At 47.1% G+C, this 16,036-nt stretch carries 15 protein-coding genes; 8 read left to right on the top strand and 7 right to left on the bottom strand.

What is annotated here, in order from left to right:
- The first annotated feature begins 62 nt into the window (after positions 1-62).
- Both HJG54_RS33070 and HJG54_RS33065 read left to right on the top strand, forming a co-directional pair.
- Positions 63-1,217, top strand: coding sequence for an ABC transporter ATP-binding protein (locus HJG54_RS33070; protein WP_316436124.1), 1,155 nt, complete (start codon positions 63-65; stop codon positions 1,215-1,217).
- Complete coding sequence (locus HJG54_RS33065; protein ID WP_316436121.1) at positions 1,174-2,682, top strand: mannitol dehydrogenase family protein; 1,509 nt, start codon at positions 1,174-1,176, stop codon at positions 2,680-2,682. The genes HJG54_RS33070 and HJG54_RS33065 overlap by 44 nt, the downstream gene beginning before the upstream one ends.
- Here the strand turns inward: HJG54_RS33065 and HJG54_RS33060 are convergent.
- Entirely contained in the window at positions 2,650-3,081 is a 432-nt protein-coding gene (locus tag HJG54_RS33060) for a response regulator transcription factor (RefSeq protein ID WP_316436120.1), read from the bottom strand. The two genes, HJG54_RS33065 and HJG54_RS33060, sit on opposite strands and share 33 nt — an antisense overlap.
- Before the next feature lie 29 nt (positions 3,082-3,110).
- Between HJG54_RS33060 and HJG54_RS33055 the strand changes: the two genes are divergently transcribed.
- Positions 3,111-3,437, top strand: coding sequence for a 3-oxoacyl-[acyl-carrier-protein] synthase III C-terminal domain-containing protein (locus tag HJG54_RS33055; protein ID WP_316436118.1), 327 nt, complete (start codon positions 3,111-3,113; stop codon positions 3,435-3,437).
- A 60-nt stretch (positions 3,438-3,497) separates the two neighbouring features.
- On the opposite strand, the gene tnpA is transcribed toward HJG54_RS33055, so the two are convergent.
- Positions 3,498-3,962 carry an IS200/IS605 family transposase gene (gene tnpA, locus HJG54_RS33050; protein WP_316436116.1) on the bottom strand — a complete coding sequence of 155 codons (465 nt, stop codon included), beginning with the start codon at positions 3,960-3,962 and terminating at the stop codon, positions 3,498-3,500.
- 33 nt (positions 3,963-3,995) lie between these two features.
- On the opposite strand from tnpA, the gene HJG54_RS33045 reads away from it, so the two are divergent.
- Positions 3,996-5,216: an RNA-guided endonuclease InsQ/TnpB family protein gene (locus tag HJG54_RS33045; protein WP_316431235.1), complete on the top strand. Its 1,221-nt coding sequence runs from the start codon at positions 3,996-3,998 to the stop codon at positions 5,214-5,216.
- 211 nt (positions 5,217-5,427) lie between these two features.
- Here the strand turns inward: HJG54_RS33045 and HJG54_RS33040 are convergent, their stop codons facing one another.
- From HJG54_RS33040 to HJG54_RS33020, 5 genes are all read right to left on the bottom strand, one after another.
- On the bottom strand, positions 5,428-6,813 hold the full coding sequence (locus HJG54_RS33040; RefSeq protein WP_316436114.1) for a hypothetical protein: 1,386 nt from the start codon (positions 6,811-6,813) through the stop codon (positions 5,428-5,430).
- A 20-nt stretch (positions 6,814-6,833) separates the two neighbouring features.
- Entirely contained in the window at positions 6,834-7,469 is a 636-nt protein-coding gene (locus HJG54_RS33035) for a class I SAM-dependent methyltransferase (RefSeq protein WP_316436113.1), read from the bottom strand.
- A 72-nt stretch (positions 7,470-7,541) separates the two neighbouring features.
- On the bottom strand, positions 7,542-8,837 hold the full coding sequence (locus tag HJG54_RS33030) for a glycosyltransferase (protein WP_316436112.1): 1,296 nt from the start codon (positions 8,835-8,837) through the stop codon (positions 7,542-7,544).
- 4 nt (positions 8,838-8,841) lie between these two features.
- The gene (locus HJG54_RS33025) at positions 8,842-9,993 is read right to left on the bottom strand and encodes a glycosyltransferase family 4 protein (protein ID WP_316436110.1); all 1,152 of its coding nucleotides are present in this window, start codon (positions 9,991-9,993) and stop codon (positions 8,842-8,844) included.
- A 15-nt stretch (positions 9,994-10,008) separates the two neighbouring features.
- A complete protein-coding gene (locus HJG54_RS33020) occupies positions 10,009-11,310 on the bottom strand; it encodes a glycosyltransferase (protein ID WP_316436108.1) in 1,302 nt (433 codons plus the stop codon).
- Positions 11,311-12,100: 790 nt separating this feature from the next.
- Between HJG54_RS33020 and HJG54_RS33015 the strand changes: the two genes are divergently transcribed.
- The 4 genes from HJG54_RS33015 to HJG54_RS33000 all read left to right on the top strand — a co-directional run bounded on the left by HJG54_RS33015 (position 12,101) and on the right by HJG54_RS33000 (position 16,028).
- Positions 12,101-12,826 carry a class I SAM-dependent methyltransferase gene (locus HJG54_RS33015; RefSeq protein WP_316436107.1) on the top strand — a complete coding sequence of 242 codons (726 nt, stop codon included), beginning with the start codon at positions 12,101-12,103 and terminating at the stop codon, positions 12,824-12,826.
- 47 nt (positions 12,827-12,873) lie between these two features.
- Positions 12,874-13,800 (top strand): DUF6625 family protein, encoded by a 927-nt coding sequence (locus HJG54_RS33010; protein ID WP_316436105.1) that lies wholly within the window; start codon positions 12,874-12,876, stop codon positions 13,798-13,800.
- Between the two features lie 12 nt (positions 13,801-13,812).
- Positions 13,813-14,913: an exostosin domain-containing protein gene (locus HJG54_RS33005; protein WP_316436103.1), complete on the top strand. Its 1,101-nt coding sequence runs from the start codon at positions 13,813-13,815 to the stop codon at positions 14,911-14,913.
- 248 nt (positions 14,914-15,161) lie between these two features.
- The gene (locus HJG54_RS33000; protein WP_316436102.1) at positions 15,162-16,028 is read left to right on the top strand and encodes a glycosyltransferase family 4 protein; all 867 of its coding nucleotides are present in this window, start codon (positions 15,162-15,164) and stop codon (positions 16,026-16,028) included.
- Positions 16,029-16,036 lie beyond the last annotated feature (8 nt).

The following is a 16,036-nucleotide window of genomic DNA, read 5'->3' as shown; positions in this document are numbered from 1 at the left end:
GAAGATGAAATTGAAATTCTCCCCCACCTTTAATTAATGAATTACCCAATTAGGAGCCGTTCATGTCTACCGTTACTTTAAGAAATATCCATAAACAGTACACCGATGTTGAAATCATCAAAGGCATTGACCTCGATATTAATGATCGCGAGTTTGTAGTATTTGTCGGGCCGTCGGGCTGCGGGAAATCAACCTTGCTGCGCATGATTGCGGGGCTAGAGGATATTTCGTCTGGTGATTTGTTGATTGATGGAGAAAGGGTAAATGATGTGCCGCCCGATAAACGAGGATTGGCAATGGTATTTCAGACCTATGCCCTGTATCCTCACATGACTGTGGCAGAAAACATGGCATTTAGCCTGCGTCTGGCGGGAGTACCCAAACAACAGCGGCTAGAACGGGCACGGGATGTCGCTCGCATTCTGCAATTGGAACCCCTACTCAACCGCAAACCCAAGGAACTATCTGGGGGCCAGCGACAGCGGGTGGCGATTGGGCGTGCCTTAGTTCGCAATCCTAAGGTATTCCTGTTTGATGAACCTCTATCCAACCTGGATGCCGCGTTACGGGTGCAGATGCGGCTGGAGTTGGCCAGTCTGCACGACAGTCTACAAACCACAATGATTTATGTGACTCACGATCAGGTGGAAGCAATGACGCTGGCTGATAAGATTGTCGTGTTGCAGGGTGGTGTGGTTGAACAAGTTGGCTCACCGCTGGAGCTATACCACCAACCCCGCAATCTGTTCGTCGCTGGATTTATTGGTTCACCCAAAATGAACTTCCTGACGGTCACGGTATCGGCTGTCAATGATTCGGGAACCACGGTTCAGCTTCCTGGCGATGCCAGCGTCACGATTCCGGTTAAACCAAGCAGCCTCTCTGTAGGAGACAGAGCCACTTTGGGCATCCGACCCGAACACCTGAGGCTTGATCCAAACCAGCCAACCTTGACGGGTGAGGTGCTGGTCGTCGAGCGATTGGGTGGAGAAACATTTCTCTACGTCAGGATTGCCGGTGGCGACACGCTGATTGTGCAAACTGACGGCGACAATCCCAGCCGCACGCATGATCGCGCCTTCGTCCACATCAACGGTGATTTTTGTCATTTGTTTGATCAAAACGGTGAGTCTATTCCCAAAACTCGTCGTCATCACTTAATGAGCGAAACTCATGAACAACCCTATCAAAACCGAGTCAGCTATCAAGCTGAATGAAGCATCCTTGCCTGACTTAGCCAGCCGCGTTCACGTTCCTCAATACGATCGCCATCAAATCACCAATAGTATCATCCATATCGGTGTCGGTGGATTTCATCGAGCGCACCAGGCTCTCTATCTCGATCAATACTTTCATCAAACTCCCAATAGCGATTGGGGCATCTGTGGAGTGGGCCTGCTGGAATGGGACAAACGGATGCGGGATGCCTTAAATTCCCAGGATTGTTTGTACACTCTGGTCGAACGTTCGCCTGAACGCGATGACGCTAGAGTGATTGGGGCAATCACTCAGTACCTATTTGCACCGGAGAATCGACAGGTCGTAATTGATGCATTGGCCCATCCCAACTGCCGGATCGTTACCCTCACCATTACCGAAGGCGGGTACTACTACATCGAAGGCAGCGGCGAATTTGATGTCAATCATCCCACGATTCAGCATGACCTTCAGCATCCAGACCAGCCGATGGGTGTGTATGGTTTTCTCACAGCCGCTCTTGATCAACGGCAGCGGCAGGGCTTAACGCCCTTCACGGTTCTGTCCTGCGACAATCTCCAGGGTAACGGCAACATTGTCAAGAAAATGTTGACCAGCTTTGCAGAATTGCGGGATCCAGAATTAGGTCGCTGGATTGCTGACCACGTTGCCTTTCCCAACTGCATGGTCGATCGCATTACTCCTGCCACAACTCCAGCAGACATCGAAATGGTGCGAGACCAATTTGGCATTGAGGATGCGTGGCCGGTCGTTGCAGAACCGTTTTTGCAATGGGTGGTTGAGGACAATTTCTGTGCCGGTAGACCACAGTTAGAAACCGTTGGGGTTCAATTTACGGACGATGTTCATCCTTACGAGATGATGAAGATCCGGCTACTCAACGCTAGCCACCTGCTAATTGGCTACCTGGGTACGCTGATGGGCTACTCCTATGTTCATGAAACAATGGCAGATCCACTGATTCGGCAGGCGGTTGAGCACCTAATGGCAGAAGTCACGCCCACGCTTCAACCCGTGCCTGGCATCGATCTCGACCAATACAAGCAAACTTTAATTGAACGGTTTGCCAATCCCAAGATTCGAGACCAACTGCCTCGTGTCAGTTTAAACGGCTCGGCGAAAGTGCCCAAATGGGTACTCAGCTCTTTGCGAGACAAGCTGCAGCAGGATGGAGCAATTGACTACTTGAGCCTGACGATCGCGGCCTGGTTCCGCTACTTAAATGGCCAAGATGACCAAGGCCAGCCAATTTCAGTAGATGATCCAATGGCGGATACCCTGACTCAACGCGCTCAGTCGGGAGGAGCTGATCCAAGTCATCTGCTCAGCCTATCTGAGCTGTTTGGCGATCTCTGCCAATCCTCCCATTTCGTTGCAGCCGTGACGCATCATCTGCAGAATCTATCTGAACTTGGAGCACAAGCAACGTTGTCACAATTGCTTACCACCCAATCCCTGCTGTAATGCTACAATCGCCAACTGAGTGCGGTCGCGCAAATTTAACCGGCTCAGAATATTGGTGATATTGTTTTTCACGGTTTTTTCCGAGATATAAAGCGCCTGCGCAATTTCTCGATTGCTGGCTCCCTGCACAATCCAGCCAACAATATCGCGCTCTCGTGGCGTTAGTAGCTCCCAGTCAACAGCCCGTTCGGTTGAGGGGGGAGAGGCAGGTCGCTGAAACACGGCGCTAGAAAGCCCAGGGCCAATCTGGGTATAGCCCTTCTGAACCATGAAACCCGGCTGATAAATCGAATTCCCTTTTCTCCACAGATCAAACGCCTGCCGTTGTTTGGCTACGGCTGTGCGGGCGGTACGGTTGGCTTGGCACGGGTGGCAGATTACTTGAACGGTTATCCGCAAGATGCTTCCGCAATATTTTGAAGGCAGAAGTGTCTGAGTTTGCAGCCATTGGTGTTCATAAAGTGGTGCATCAGCTCTTGGAGAAACACCAGCTCTCAATCAGCGACATTGACTACTGGGTTATTCACCCTGGTGGTCCCAAAGTAATCAAAACTATTCAGTCGGAATTTGCTTTAGCAGACGAGCGGGTACAGCCCAGCTGGAATACATTAGCAAAAATTGGTAACATATCTTCGGGTACAGTAATTTACATGTTGAATGAGCTGATGCAGCAACAGATTCCCAATGGCTCCTACGGTTTGATGATTGGCATGGGGCCGGGATTTGCTCAAGAAGCTGTCTTGTTAAAGTGGTAGCCCAAGTACTTCTCGCACTTCACTTTTAGCTCCTAGACGGGAAGCCCCGCGTTCTACCCGTTAGGGTGAACGTCGCGTGGGAGAGTCGCGTGACTGAGCGGAGCGAAGGAGCAATTTGCTTTGATTCTCAACATACCGAATCAGCACAGGGAGAGGTGCATGCCCACACGAGTCAATCGAGTAGGATTCATTCCAGAAACCTTTATCCCAGTTCCAGTAAACTTTTCTCAGTTCAGATTCAAACTCTGATCTAATTCGTCTACTGGATACACTTTTCAGGTTGTCGATGAACTTGCTGAGTTGCATTTGTGGAGCGTATCTGAACAAAACGTGCAAATGATCCGGCTCACCGTTGCATTCAATCAAATCACACTGCCATTTCTCGCAGAGATCTTTGACAATTTCTATCAACCTTTCAAGCATTTCGAGGCTAATTACGCTTTTTCTGTACTTTGGAGTTAATACTAGGTGAGCGTACAAACGGCTAATACCTCTAGATCTTGCAATGTAACTGTCTTTTGGCATTGTCATTTCTAATGAGCGTGTTATAATCGTAGCATGAGACTTGCATACCAATACAAACTACTTCCAACGACCGAACAACAAACCACGCTCAACAGGTGGCTTGATAGGCTGCGGCATCAATACAACTGGATGCTGGCAGATCGGTTTGATTGGTGGGAAATGAATCGCTGTGCAATCAACTCATGCCCTCTGGTTTGCAGTATTGCTGAACCGAGAGAGCAACCTGAATACTACGGGCAGAAACGCGCTCTAGTCGGTTTGAAGCAAGATAGACCCTGGTACAAAGAGATTCATTCTCAAATGCTGCAAGACATGGTGAAGCGGGTAAAACTCGCTTTTGATCGCTACATCAAAGGGGACTGCAACGGAAAGAAGTCAGGGAGGCCAAGATTTAAGGGTGCTGGTAGATACCGCAGTTTTACCTATCCTCAAGCTTTGATTGATTGGATTGACGGCAACAAAATTGAACTACCTAAGATTGGTAGAGTCCAGGTGATTTGGCATCGTCCACTACCCACAGGGTTTGAGGTTAAGTCAGCCATCATCACTCACAAAGCGGACGGATGGTATGTCACCCTCAGCCTGCAAGATGATTCTGTTCCTGAGTCTAGTCCTGATGTAGATTGGGATAATTCGGTTGGCATTGACTTGGGGCTAAAAGAGTTTTTGGTTACATCCAACAATGAGCGGGTGGAAGTCCCTCAATACTTCCGCAAAGCGCAGAAGAAACTAGCCAAGTTGCAGCGCTTTGTATCCTGCAAACAGAAGGGTTCAAACCGTCGCAAAAAGGCTGTCAATCGGGTAGCAAAACTGCATCTAAAGATTGCACGGCAACGGAAAGATTTCCATTTCAAAGTGTGGAGTTGGTTGCTTGAAAAGTATGACGTCATCATTCACGAAAAACTGAATATTAAAGGGCTGGCAAAGACAAGACTAGCCAAATCAGTGCTAGATGCTGGATGGGGTCAATTCTTGGCGATTGGGGCTAACAAGGCTGAGAGAGCCGGGAAGCTAACCTTACCTGAGAACCCAAACGGTACAAGTATTGACTGTTCTGGTTGTGGTGAGAGAGTTCCGAAACCGCTTGCTGATAGGGTGCATTGTTGCCCCAATTGTGGGCTTTTCCTCTGTCGGGATTTGAACGCTGCGATTAATATCAAAAAACGTGCCGTGGGTCATCAGGCGCGTCAACTTACGGGAAATGTCTTGGCGGTAGTCGAGAGTCACCGTAGAAGCCCGCGCTGTACAGCGTAGCTGTCAGCGTCGGGAGTATGTCACTTTTATCAATGCGCTGCTGATGGTAGATCGAGTGCGGCAGGAAGAAAAAGCCCTATCTATGGATAGTGATTACGAGCAACTGATGGGGAATCGTCCTCGCTTTTTATGGTTGCCTAAACAGACATGAGGACACTCATGAATCAGTTATGATACAAGGAAAGCATTTGAAGGATATTTGCAAGCGCAATCATACAGCTTCAACAAACGCTTCATCCCTACTAATGCTTTGCCGATTTTTAGCCGTTTTTTCATGCCACCGCAAGCCGACTAAAGCAGCAATAAACAGCATGTAGCCTGGCTCTTGCATTTGAGTAAAAATTAGACCATTTACAAAAACGGTCAGCATTTGCCATTTAGAAATATCATCATCCAGGCATAGATCATGCCAAATCAGCCAAGCAAGATACAAATAGGCACCCAATCCAATTACACCCAAATCACCCCAGATCGCTGCCCAGCCGAAAAAGGGCGCAAACATACTGCTCCCATTGGCTAACCAACTTTGTCCCATAAATCGCCAAACTTCATTCGCGATCGTGGTGCTCGTTGCTCCTAATGGAGTGAGTAAGCTAGCATAATCCTTGAGCATCCAGCCCCCTAACCGATCAATTGTATGACCGGGACCCAAACCAAACCACCAGTTGAACGGTGATTTCATATGACTAGAAACAATACTAATTCCCGATAACTTAAACTGGGTTGCTTCTCCATCTGGGCCATAGAGTTCTGGTCTAGCCCAGGTTAAATAGGCAGAGAGAAACTCAAATTGCCCTACAGCCCAACTGAATCCATAAACTGCCAGAATAAACAGAATCGTGTAAAGAATTGCTTTTCGAACATCTTTCATATTAAAGAGCGATAGCAAAGCAAAAGCCGCACCGGCAACTAGAATCACTTGCTTAGCATCCGAGACAAGAATATGAATGAACGCTGCTGCTAGCACTAACGCTCGCAACCACAAAGGCCGATTTGATGCCGCAAAGAAGAAGTAGGCTGCCAGCGAAGCCGAGATCGAAGCACTAACCACATGACCCGAGCCCTGATTAATAAAGACACCTTTGATGGCATCTCCATCCCCCCATCCCCCCGGTGAGCAAAAGCAAGTATCCCACTTGAGGACAAATTTTTGAATCAGCGCAAATGTCAGATTGACAAAACCAAAACCTACCACAAACGCTCGAAATCGCGTTAACGTTTCAGGTGACATAGGAATACAAATAATCGCTAACAGTAGCATAAACGGTTCTGCAAATAGCAAAAAATGCAGAATCACGTTGATAATGCCAGCATCATTGATAAAGGCGCTAGCAAAGCCAACTGATAGCAGTAGAAAAAGCGCAAACAGAATTTTTTTAGAAACAGCAATCTGCTGCCGATCGGTCGAACGAGCTTTACTGATAGCAACAGCAAAAGCTAAGGGTACAATTGCAAAATGCAAAAAATTCACCAGAGATGGAAACTTGACCATCATCAGCACTCTGGGAAAAAAGGCCGAAGCAAAAGCCAAAATCACCAGATTGGTGCTGCTGATATAAGCTTGCCGTTTTGTTTCGTAAGAGGCTGCGGTTTGCATAAATTAGGCTATAGACACCGCTAAGATTGAGAGGCTTTGTCAGCAATCGCTAGGTAGCTACCGTAGAACGCTAGTACAGGGCAACGTTCACCGAGCAATCGCGAGACCTTGCCACTGCCTAAAATGCGAATATTCACAAATCCACAGCTCTCCAAAAGTTGCCGCAGATTCCCAATGAAGTGTTGAGATACATGCGCTCCACCTAAAACACTCCCACCCGTTAACTTCAATCGCAGGTAGTCAGGATTAGGCGTTGTCAGCAGTAAGCGTGCATTCGGTTTGAGGATACGATAAAACTCCTTTAGCGTCTGGGTGACATCATCTGGATAAAGATGTTCGATAAATTCTCCAGCAACTACAACATCAAATTCAGCATCTTGACTGTTGATACTCGTTGAATAGGAACATATCGCTCGATCGTAGATTGACTTAGGGATACGTTTTAGTCTGCTCTCAACACAATCTAACCCGGCAATTTTCAAGCTGGGCTGCAATGCTTTCAGAATTTGGCCGCCTCTGCCAGTATTACACCCAACATCCAATACCGTCTCCACGCCTCTAGGAAAATGTTGAAAAAACTGCCGATATCGATCTAGCGTAAACGAATCCGTTTCACTCTCGGTTTGGGCCAGGTTTAATTCTTCGTAGGTTTTCATAGTTGATTGATAATTAGATGAACTAAATGAGCAGCCACAGATTCAGCATTTAGAATGCTGTGTTTTGGCTCTTCAAGCGGGCCATCTCAGCGACCGACGATACACTTCCGCTAAGTGCTCGGCTTTGCGTGACCAGCTATATGCTTCTCGAACTCGATGCTGACCTGCCTGTCCCATCTGCTGGCGTAACTCCGAGTTAGCCGCCAATTTCGTCATCGCCTCGGCCATATCATGAACCACCTGCTCTGGATCGAGAGCTGGAATCTTGAAGCCTGTTGCTGCCGTAACTTGAACACCAGGACCACCTAAATCTAAGCAAATGACTGGACGCCCCGCTGCCATCGCTTCCAAACAAACCCATCCGCCGGAATCATGCAGGCTAGGATGAACCAGCACTTGGCATTTGCCCAATTTAGCCAGCGATTCTTCCCTAGCCAGTCGGCCCCAAAACTTGACCCGATTACCCAGCCGCAGTTGATGACTGAGTGCTTGTAAGTGCTTCTGTTCCGGCCCTTCACCAAAAATCCAGTATTCTGTATCATCGGGCAGCTTAGCCTGAGCAAACGCCCTGATGCCCAGATGAAGACCTTTCCAATGCAGTAACCGCGCCATGCTAATAAAGCGCATTGGCTCGCCCTCTAGAGGAGACCATTGGCCCAACTGTTCAATCTCTGGTTGGCACAAGCCAGATTCTGAACCTACTTCAACCAGAGCAGCACCCATTTTACGGAGTCGGATGGCGGTATCGTTTGTGGTTGCCCAAGCCACCTGACTTCGCCGTGCTGTCATCCGCACAAAGGGATCATACTCACCCAGGCGATGAGCCACCATGCGGACGATTTCATAAACCTTAGCCCGCAAACTAAAATCGTGCCAGAAAGCAACAGGTGCCGTTTCGCCGCCGCCCACCGGTCCCCAAATGAACGGGATTGGCAGCAGGCTTACAAAGCTAGGGCTGGAGTATTTGACATAGGTAACATGATGTACGAGATCAAAGTTGATAATGCTGTGCCACCGCTTCGCTGTGAAGTAAGCATAGATTTGCCAGCAATAGTAATGCAAATGAACATCCCAATGGGCCCGTTTACCTTCTTTAGACCAATCATAAACCCAACCAAAGGGGTCCAGATAGATAAAATACAGATTGGGAATCGGGTTCTGACTCAGTTCAGCTTCGATGGCGCTACGATGGGTATGAGAAGTTAAAACCCAAACCTGATGTCGTCGAGCAATTTCCTTAGCCGTATTCCAGCCCACACCTGGTTCTGATCCCCGCCCTGGTTCGCAGGCATAGGCAGATAAAAGCACTTTCAGCGATGGGTTGGGATACAATTCAAGCGTAGAATCTATTTGTAATTGACCGTTCATAATGCTATATCACTCCTATTACTGCATCTGTAACCTTGGCGAGAAACAGAGCAGATGCCTCTGGCGTATAGGTCGCAATCAACTCCTGGGATCGCTGCCCCATTCGGGGGATCAGTTCTGGACAGTCTATTAACCGACGCATCGCTGCTGCAATCGTCTGGGGATCATGGGCATCAAATCGATAGCCGTTTTCTCCTTCTATCACCAATTCCGAGGCTCCCGCCCATTGGGAACAGAGAATCGGTTTACCGAACGCCATTGCCTCTAGGATTACCATGCCCCAGGTATCTTCCAACGTTGGCAAAATAAACACATCCGCCATGCGAAAGTAAGCTCCGAGCTGACCATAGCTAATCCATCCCAGCCACTGAACACAGGATTCGAGTTGCGCGGCTCGACTGAAGGCTTGGAGTTCCTCCCGCTCGGGACCATCTCCGGCAATTAACAGCGTATAGTTTTGGTATCTCCAATGCTGTAAAATCTGGCAGGCTTCTAACAACTGACGCAAACCCTTGCGGGGAATGAGCTGACCAGTAAACAGAAAGATAGGCCGCCGAGACGACAAGCTGAGATCAGGATCGGAAACCTGGGTCAATAATGCCTGTGCATTCGGGACTTGGTAGGGTTGCGCCCTCACCTTCGCCTTGCTGATGTTTAAAACTTTGGTGAGATACTCCTGCCCGGCCAAGCTGTTGGTAATACAGGCATCGGCCGACCAGCCAAGGATGCGTCTGAGGAACAGTCGGAACGGTGAATGGCAATAATCGACACCGGGGGCACTGCCTTCATAAAGCAAGACAATCCGCCAACGACCAATTGGCTTGAATAAAACGGCCAATATTGTCCAAATGCAAAAGCCGGTTGTGAAAATTACGTTGGGTCTAAATTGAAGCAGATGCGGCACAATCGCAGGAGAAGCTTTGATAAAGCCCTGGCTGTAGCCAACTTTAGACCGATGCGCGGCGATGAACTGCATCTGACCCACGGTGACTAGCTGAAAAGTATTCTCGAAACCCGCCGCAAACCCATGCCATTCGCCAGTGTAAACGATAGTTTGGGGATAGAGTTTCGTGTACTCACTCAAGACGGGATGCCAGTAATTGGCAAAAGCGAGCGAGGGAAATAGCCAAGCAATCCGTAAACCCGTTCCGTCCATAGTTTAGGTTCTCAGTTAGGCGCTGATTGGGTGAGATTGGAGATGCTGAAAAATCGTACTGGCAAATTGCTCAGGAGAATTCTGCTCGGCAAAGCAGCGGGCTTGCTTGGAATTAAACAAACAGTCAATTGGCTCTAGCAGAAAGCGATAGAGAGCTTGGGTAATTTGCTTCGGACAGGTGGTATCTACCGCTAGCCCCAAGCCATAGCGAATGACGAGTTCCCCCATCAGACCATAGTTAGAACTGAGAACAGGTTTCTGAGCAGCAGCGGCCAGTAACAGGATACCGCTCATGCCCACATGCCGTTGATAAGGGGCCAGAATCAGATCAGCGAGTTGAAAATAGTGAGACACCTCAGATTCAGGCACGTAGCTGTAGTTGGTGACAATCTGAATCGGCAGAGACTGACGCAGCGGCAAAAGCCATTGCTCTAAAGTGGCCTGTCCGTTTGGGTCGGGTTCTCCCACTAAAAGTAGACAGAGTTGACGACAACGCTCAATCGGCAGTAAAGATAGGGCCGCAACCAGCTCAGAGGTTCCTTTACGAGCATCGGCCAACCGACCAAAAGCCATCAGGATGCGCCGACCCGGTTCGATTTGCAAACGAGCTTTCAGAGCTGCAATTTCGCCAATGGCAGCCGCCTTAAACTCGACCGGATCTGGCAAATAGACCGCTGGGGCAGTTCGACGCCCTTTGTTGATCCTATCGACTACAAACGGATCCAGACAGAAAAGCGTTCTAAACTGAGGATGGGCTAACAGTCGGTTCAGGAAAAACCGCTCTCGCCATCGCTGCATCTGCTCTCGCCAAGTAGGGGCAACTAACGTAAACTGACCATAGTGCCAAGTGGGTCGAAAATAGATGCCAGAAAACGGGCAGGGCAGTTTCAAGCCAGCCACAAATGGCAGTTGGCACGAGTCAAAGTACATCACTAAACCCTGAGATGCCTTCAACCGCTCCGCATAACGAACCATCAAATCATATTGAGCGAAGGCTCGTCTATATCCAGAAGCAGCGGTTTCCACATTTTTCTGCTCTTCTAACGTGGTCGCAATGAACCGAATCGTTGCAGGCCCAGCCGTGGCTAGTTCAACCACGTCTTGATGCTCCTGAAAAAACCTTGGCACAACGACAATATTGAGAGTGCTGAGAGTGCTATTGAGAGCATTATTAGAAGCACCCTGGATACTCTGACGATGAGAATGCTGCCAATAGCGAATTAAGTGATACAAATAACTGGGATAGTGACCATAGCACCAAGGCGAGAATAGCATCAATGCTTCTGCACCTTGACCCGCATCAGACTCTGCGATCATATCCAATTGAAAATAGTGCATTTAAAGAACTGTATCTTTTTAACTCTCTTTTTCAACTTTCTTTTTCAACTCTCCCATTCAACTCGTTATCATATCCCGCTAGAAGGTACGTTGAGTTTAAAGGTCTTACCGTGTGTGGCAAAGGGGCTAAATTCCCCTAAACTCCTCTTGCATAAAAGGGAACTGCGAATTTGGTTCCTCTGTTCGAAAGGGAGGCAGGGAGATCAATGAGCGCTTAAAGTCACAATAGACTACTTTTCAAACATCCTCTTAAACTGACACTGAGCGTTTTGAATTTACAACGTAACTCAGAGTTGTTTGAAATAACGTATAAGTTAGTCGAGAAACATGTTTAACTTCTTTCTTTTACAGTGCCAAGCATATTTCCGTCGATAATTTCTCGACTAGAAATAGCCTATAGCATTCGCCAAGCATTGCGATCGTATAGCCATTCTATGCGGTGCCCGAGTAAGGTAGAAGCAATATCCTAATCAAATGCTATGAAAAACTTACATACTGAGTATCATTAAAGCTTCCCCTTTCTGGTCCTTCTGAAGTAGAATGTCGAGCAGGTTGATAAAGATTAATTTGCTTAAAAAGTCAATTACTTATTTTCAGCTAATCAGGGTTTAAGCTGAGCTAGGGATGTTGAAAGTTTGGATGCTTGCAAGAAGTCAGAATAATACGGAAAGCAATTAAAGTGAGCCATTCAGTTAGTTTGTGACGGTTTCTTTACGAGAATTTAGAGCACCTGTTAATTTAGCATTAGCAAGCACTGATAGCAATAATTATGGAACTAACAGCAGAGACATTACCCTACGTCGAGGGCAAGGAGTTCAATGACGTGCTGCCGCTGAAAGTGGAGCAGGCGGAAGGTCCGCAAGACCGAATGGGATTTGTAGAAGACCTGGTACGTGGAAAGACGGCACTGCATATTGGTTGCTTAGACCATGTGCCGCTAATTCAGCAGCGGCTGCAAAACAATCGTTGGCTGCATGGCCGCATTTCCCAATCGGCCTCCACATGTTTGGGCATCGATATCAATCAAGCAGGAATTGAATTCGCACGCACGCAGCTCAATATTACAAACATCTGTTACGGAGATATCACAGATCCTCATCCGATCGACGCAATTGCCTCCAAGCATTGGGATTATGTGATTTTCGGCGAGGTGATCGAGCATGTGGATAGCCCGGTGCTGTTTCTGCGAACGTTCGCTGCAACCTACGGTAACTGTATCGACCGGATTGTGATTACTGTACCTAATGCATTCAAGGCGAGCAATATTAGACTGGCTTTCAAAAGCCTAGAAGTGATCAATAGTGATCATCGCTACTGGTTTACCCCCTACACAATCTGGAAAGTGGTGCATCAGGCGGGGTTACAGGTCGAGCAGATTCAGATGTGTAAGTTCGACCATACTGGTAACGCACTTCGCGAGAAAGTTCGAGACTTCGTTTTGAGCAAGATTCCCCTCTTGGCGGAAGACATCGTTGTTGTTTGTCGTCAACCTTAAAAGATTGAAACCCATTGGCATGAAGCTAACTCACTTAACTGCCTCTGATGAAAAAAATTCTGCTCATCATTCCCTATTTCGGGCAATGGCCTGAATGGTTTCCATTCTATTTGGAATCCTGTCGATGGAATCCAAGCATCGACTGGTTGTTCTTTACTGATTGCCCCTTACCTAATTGCACTCCTCCAAATATTCGTTTTGTTAATTTCACCTATCCGCAGTACCAGCAATTAATTTCCGAGCGCCTCAATATTTCATTTACAGTAGAGTATCCCTATAAGCTCTGTGATGTTAAACCAGCATACGGTTTGATTCATCACGAATATCTGGCTGGCTACGATTATTTCGGTTTTGGTGATCTTGATGTCATTTATGGCGATATTCGCGGGTTTTATACGGATGACATTCTTTGCCACAACACAATCTCGACCTTGCAGGACCGAGTTTCGGGTCATCTATTTCTGCTGAAGAACGAGGACCGATGGATTCATGCTTTCCAACAGATTCCGAGTTGGCAGCAACTAATGACTCACCCCCAAATTCAGGGGGTCGATGAATACTGGCTGACCAGAGTACTAAAGGGCTATCGATTACTGCCATCTGCACTGTTGAAGCTATGGGGGCTAATCGATCCCTACAAACGACATCATCTTTTCAAAGAACGCTTCGCCTCACCTCTGGTTGAATGGCCCTGGATGGATGGAACCTATAATTATCCCGATGAGTGGTACTGGTATCAAGGCAAGCTAACAAATGAATTTGGCGGTGAGTTTTTATATTTACATTTTATGAATTGGAAATCAAGTAAATATTTACCCAAGCGATTTGGGGATAAAGCAGCGTGGGAGACTCTGCCCCATCTAATTGATCCCGCATTAACCGATCTTAGTCAGGGTTGGTGTATTAGCTCTAAAGGTTTTACCCCTCTGCCCGCCAAAGCAACAGAGTTATTCTATAGTCTTGCAAAACATTAAGCGAGCGATGGCATGAAACTCAAATTTTTTGCAGATAGACAATATTTTTCAGAGCGCGCTCCCCTCATCCCCCTGCTTTACCCATTCTGGGGAATTCCGTCACAGCAGTGCCATCAACTCTGGAATGCAACCATTGCTATCCCAGCGCTTCAAGATTTTATACAGTCAGCATCTTCATACTTTGAAATTGCGCCCTTACCAGAAGCTGATTTCGCCATATTACCCAATGATCTGGAGTTTTTTGCCCAGGAAGAAGTAGCAACCAGGTCAAATCAGTTAATCGCAGTCTCGAAAGCTTTCTCTAAACCAGTCATTGGATTTTTCTCGGGAGATTGCTCTCATCTTCCAGTGCCTTTCGATATAGATCTCTCTTTTCGCGATTCCTTATATCGCTCTACTCGAAAGTCAAATGAGTTCCTCTCACCCACCTGGACGGAGGATCTAGTCAAAACCTGCTTTGATGGGCAGATGACAGTCAGACAAAAAAGAGAAAAACCAGTTATCGGTTTCTGCGGGTATGCCGCTGGCAAAAGCTTCAAAACCCATGCGAAAACTATGCTCTATCATCTTAGAAAGGTGGTACCTAAACCAAAGCAAGAAATTCCCCCCTATTACACAGGTCATATTATCAGATCATTAGCTCTCTCACGCCTCAGTCAGTCACCTCTGGTGGAAATGAATTTTGTGATACGGCAGCAGGCTGGGTTAATAGGCGGCGAACCGAGTCAAACGCAGAATTACAGAAATGTGTTTACCCAAAATATGTTGAATAGTGACTATATTTTCTGCTGTCGTGGTTCGGGCAATCACTCGAATCGGTTATATGAAACACTCTGCTGTGGAAGAATCCCAGTTATTCTAGATACTGACTGCGTATTTCCGCTGGAGTTCGATATCGACTGGAAAAAATATTGTGTTTATGTTAAAGAAACTGAACTTACAGTGATCGATCAGAAGATCGCTGAGTTTCATGCATCTATATCTCCTACAAGATTTATTGAGTTACAGCATGAATGCAGAGAACTGTGGAAGAGTAAGCTATCACCCGAAGGGTTTTTCTCGCACTTATATCGCTATTTTGAAGTTTTAGAAAGTTCTGCATTAGCTGTCTGACTAGCCACTAACCCCTTACATCTTCCACTGGCGACTGGCAACGTATTTTAAAAACGATGATGAGAGTTTTATATCCAATTAATTTAGACCGATGGAAGTTTCCAGTATCAACTTCACTGCGGGAACTGACATTTCGTAATCCCCAGATTGATTTCTACTCCTTCAGCAGCCCCACGTCTGACGAAGACCAGACCCTGAGCCAATCACTTTGGAGCCAACCTCATATCCACAAGATCAAGCCAATTGACGTGCTGCGGCAGCCGTTTGATATTGTTCATCATGCTTCGGCAACTCCTCGAAACTTAGTGGCGGCAACTCTAGCTAAAGCCCGGAGCTTTGGCAAGTGTGTACATATCTTTACTGCTCCGATTCAACCGCATGAAAACGACCAATATTATCAGCAGTATGTGACATCAATTTACCGAGCTGATGTTTTAGCTGCTGTCAGCCATGCGGTTGCAGAAGATATTTACGCAAAATTTGGCCGTAAAGTCGATGCAGTAATCCCCAGCGGTGTGGACCTAAACTTTTTTGCGCCAACAAAAAGCCAACCTATTGATCTAGAACAACTAGGCATTAATCAACCCTATGTGCTGTTTGTGGGCATTTTGACTCCTCGCAAGCGACCTGATATTTTCATGCAGTTGGCATCGCTTTTGCCCCATCTAGATTTCGTCATGGTAGGCGGTTTCTACAATGGTCAGGAAAAGCAGCATTATACTGAAGCAGCCCAAGCATACCCCAACCTGAAGATGCTAGGATATGCACCTAGAAGCATGGTGAGAGACTTAATGGCAGGCACAATATCGCTAGTATTTCCTTCTGAATTAGAAGGGCTGCCGTTGACTGTATTGGAAGCTTCAGCTATGGGAGTACCAATTTTGGCTCAACCCAAGACTTCGATGCCTGAAGCTATTATTCCAGATGTGACCGGATGGATGTTACCTGGGGATCAGTTACAGCTCTGGGCTGATCGATTACGAGAAATTTCATGTTGGTCTAATGAGCAACGTCAGTGTTTCGCTCAGAAAGCTCGAAACTTCGTAGCAGAAAATTATTCATGGGACGTAGTAGCCAAACAATACGGTCAGCTGTATGTTGAACTTGCTACTTAAACCTAGGA

This window comes from Leptolyngbya sp. NK1-12 (assembly GCF_032598965.1).
Classification (GTDB): domain Bacteria; phylum Cyanobacteriota; class Cyanobacteriia; order Elainellales; family Elainellaceae; genus Elainella.
The sequence above is the reverse complement of the archived record's forward strand: the minus strand, read 5'-3'. Positions and strand labels throughout refer to the sequence as shown.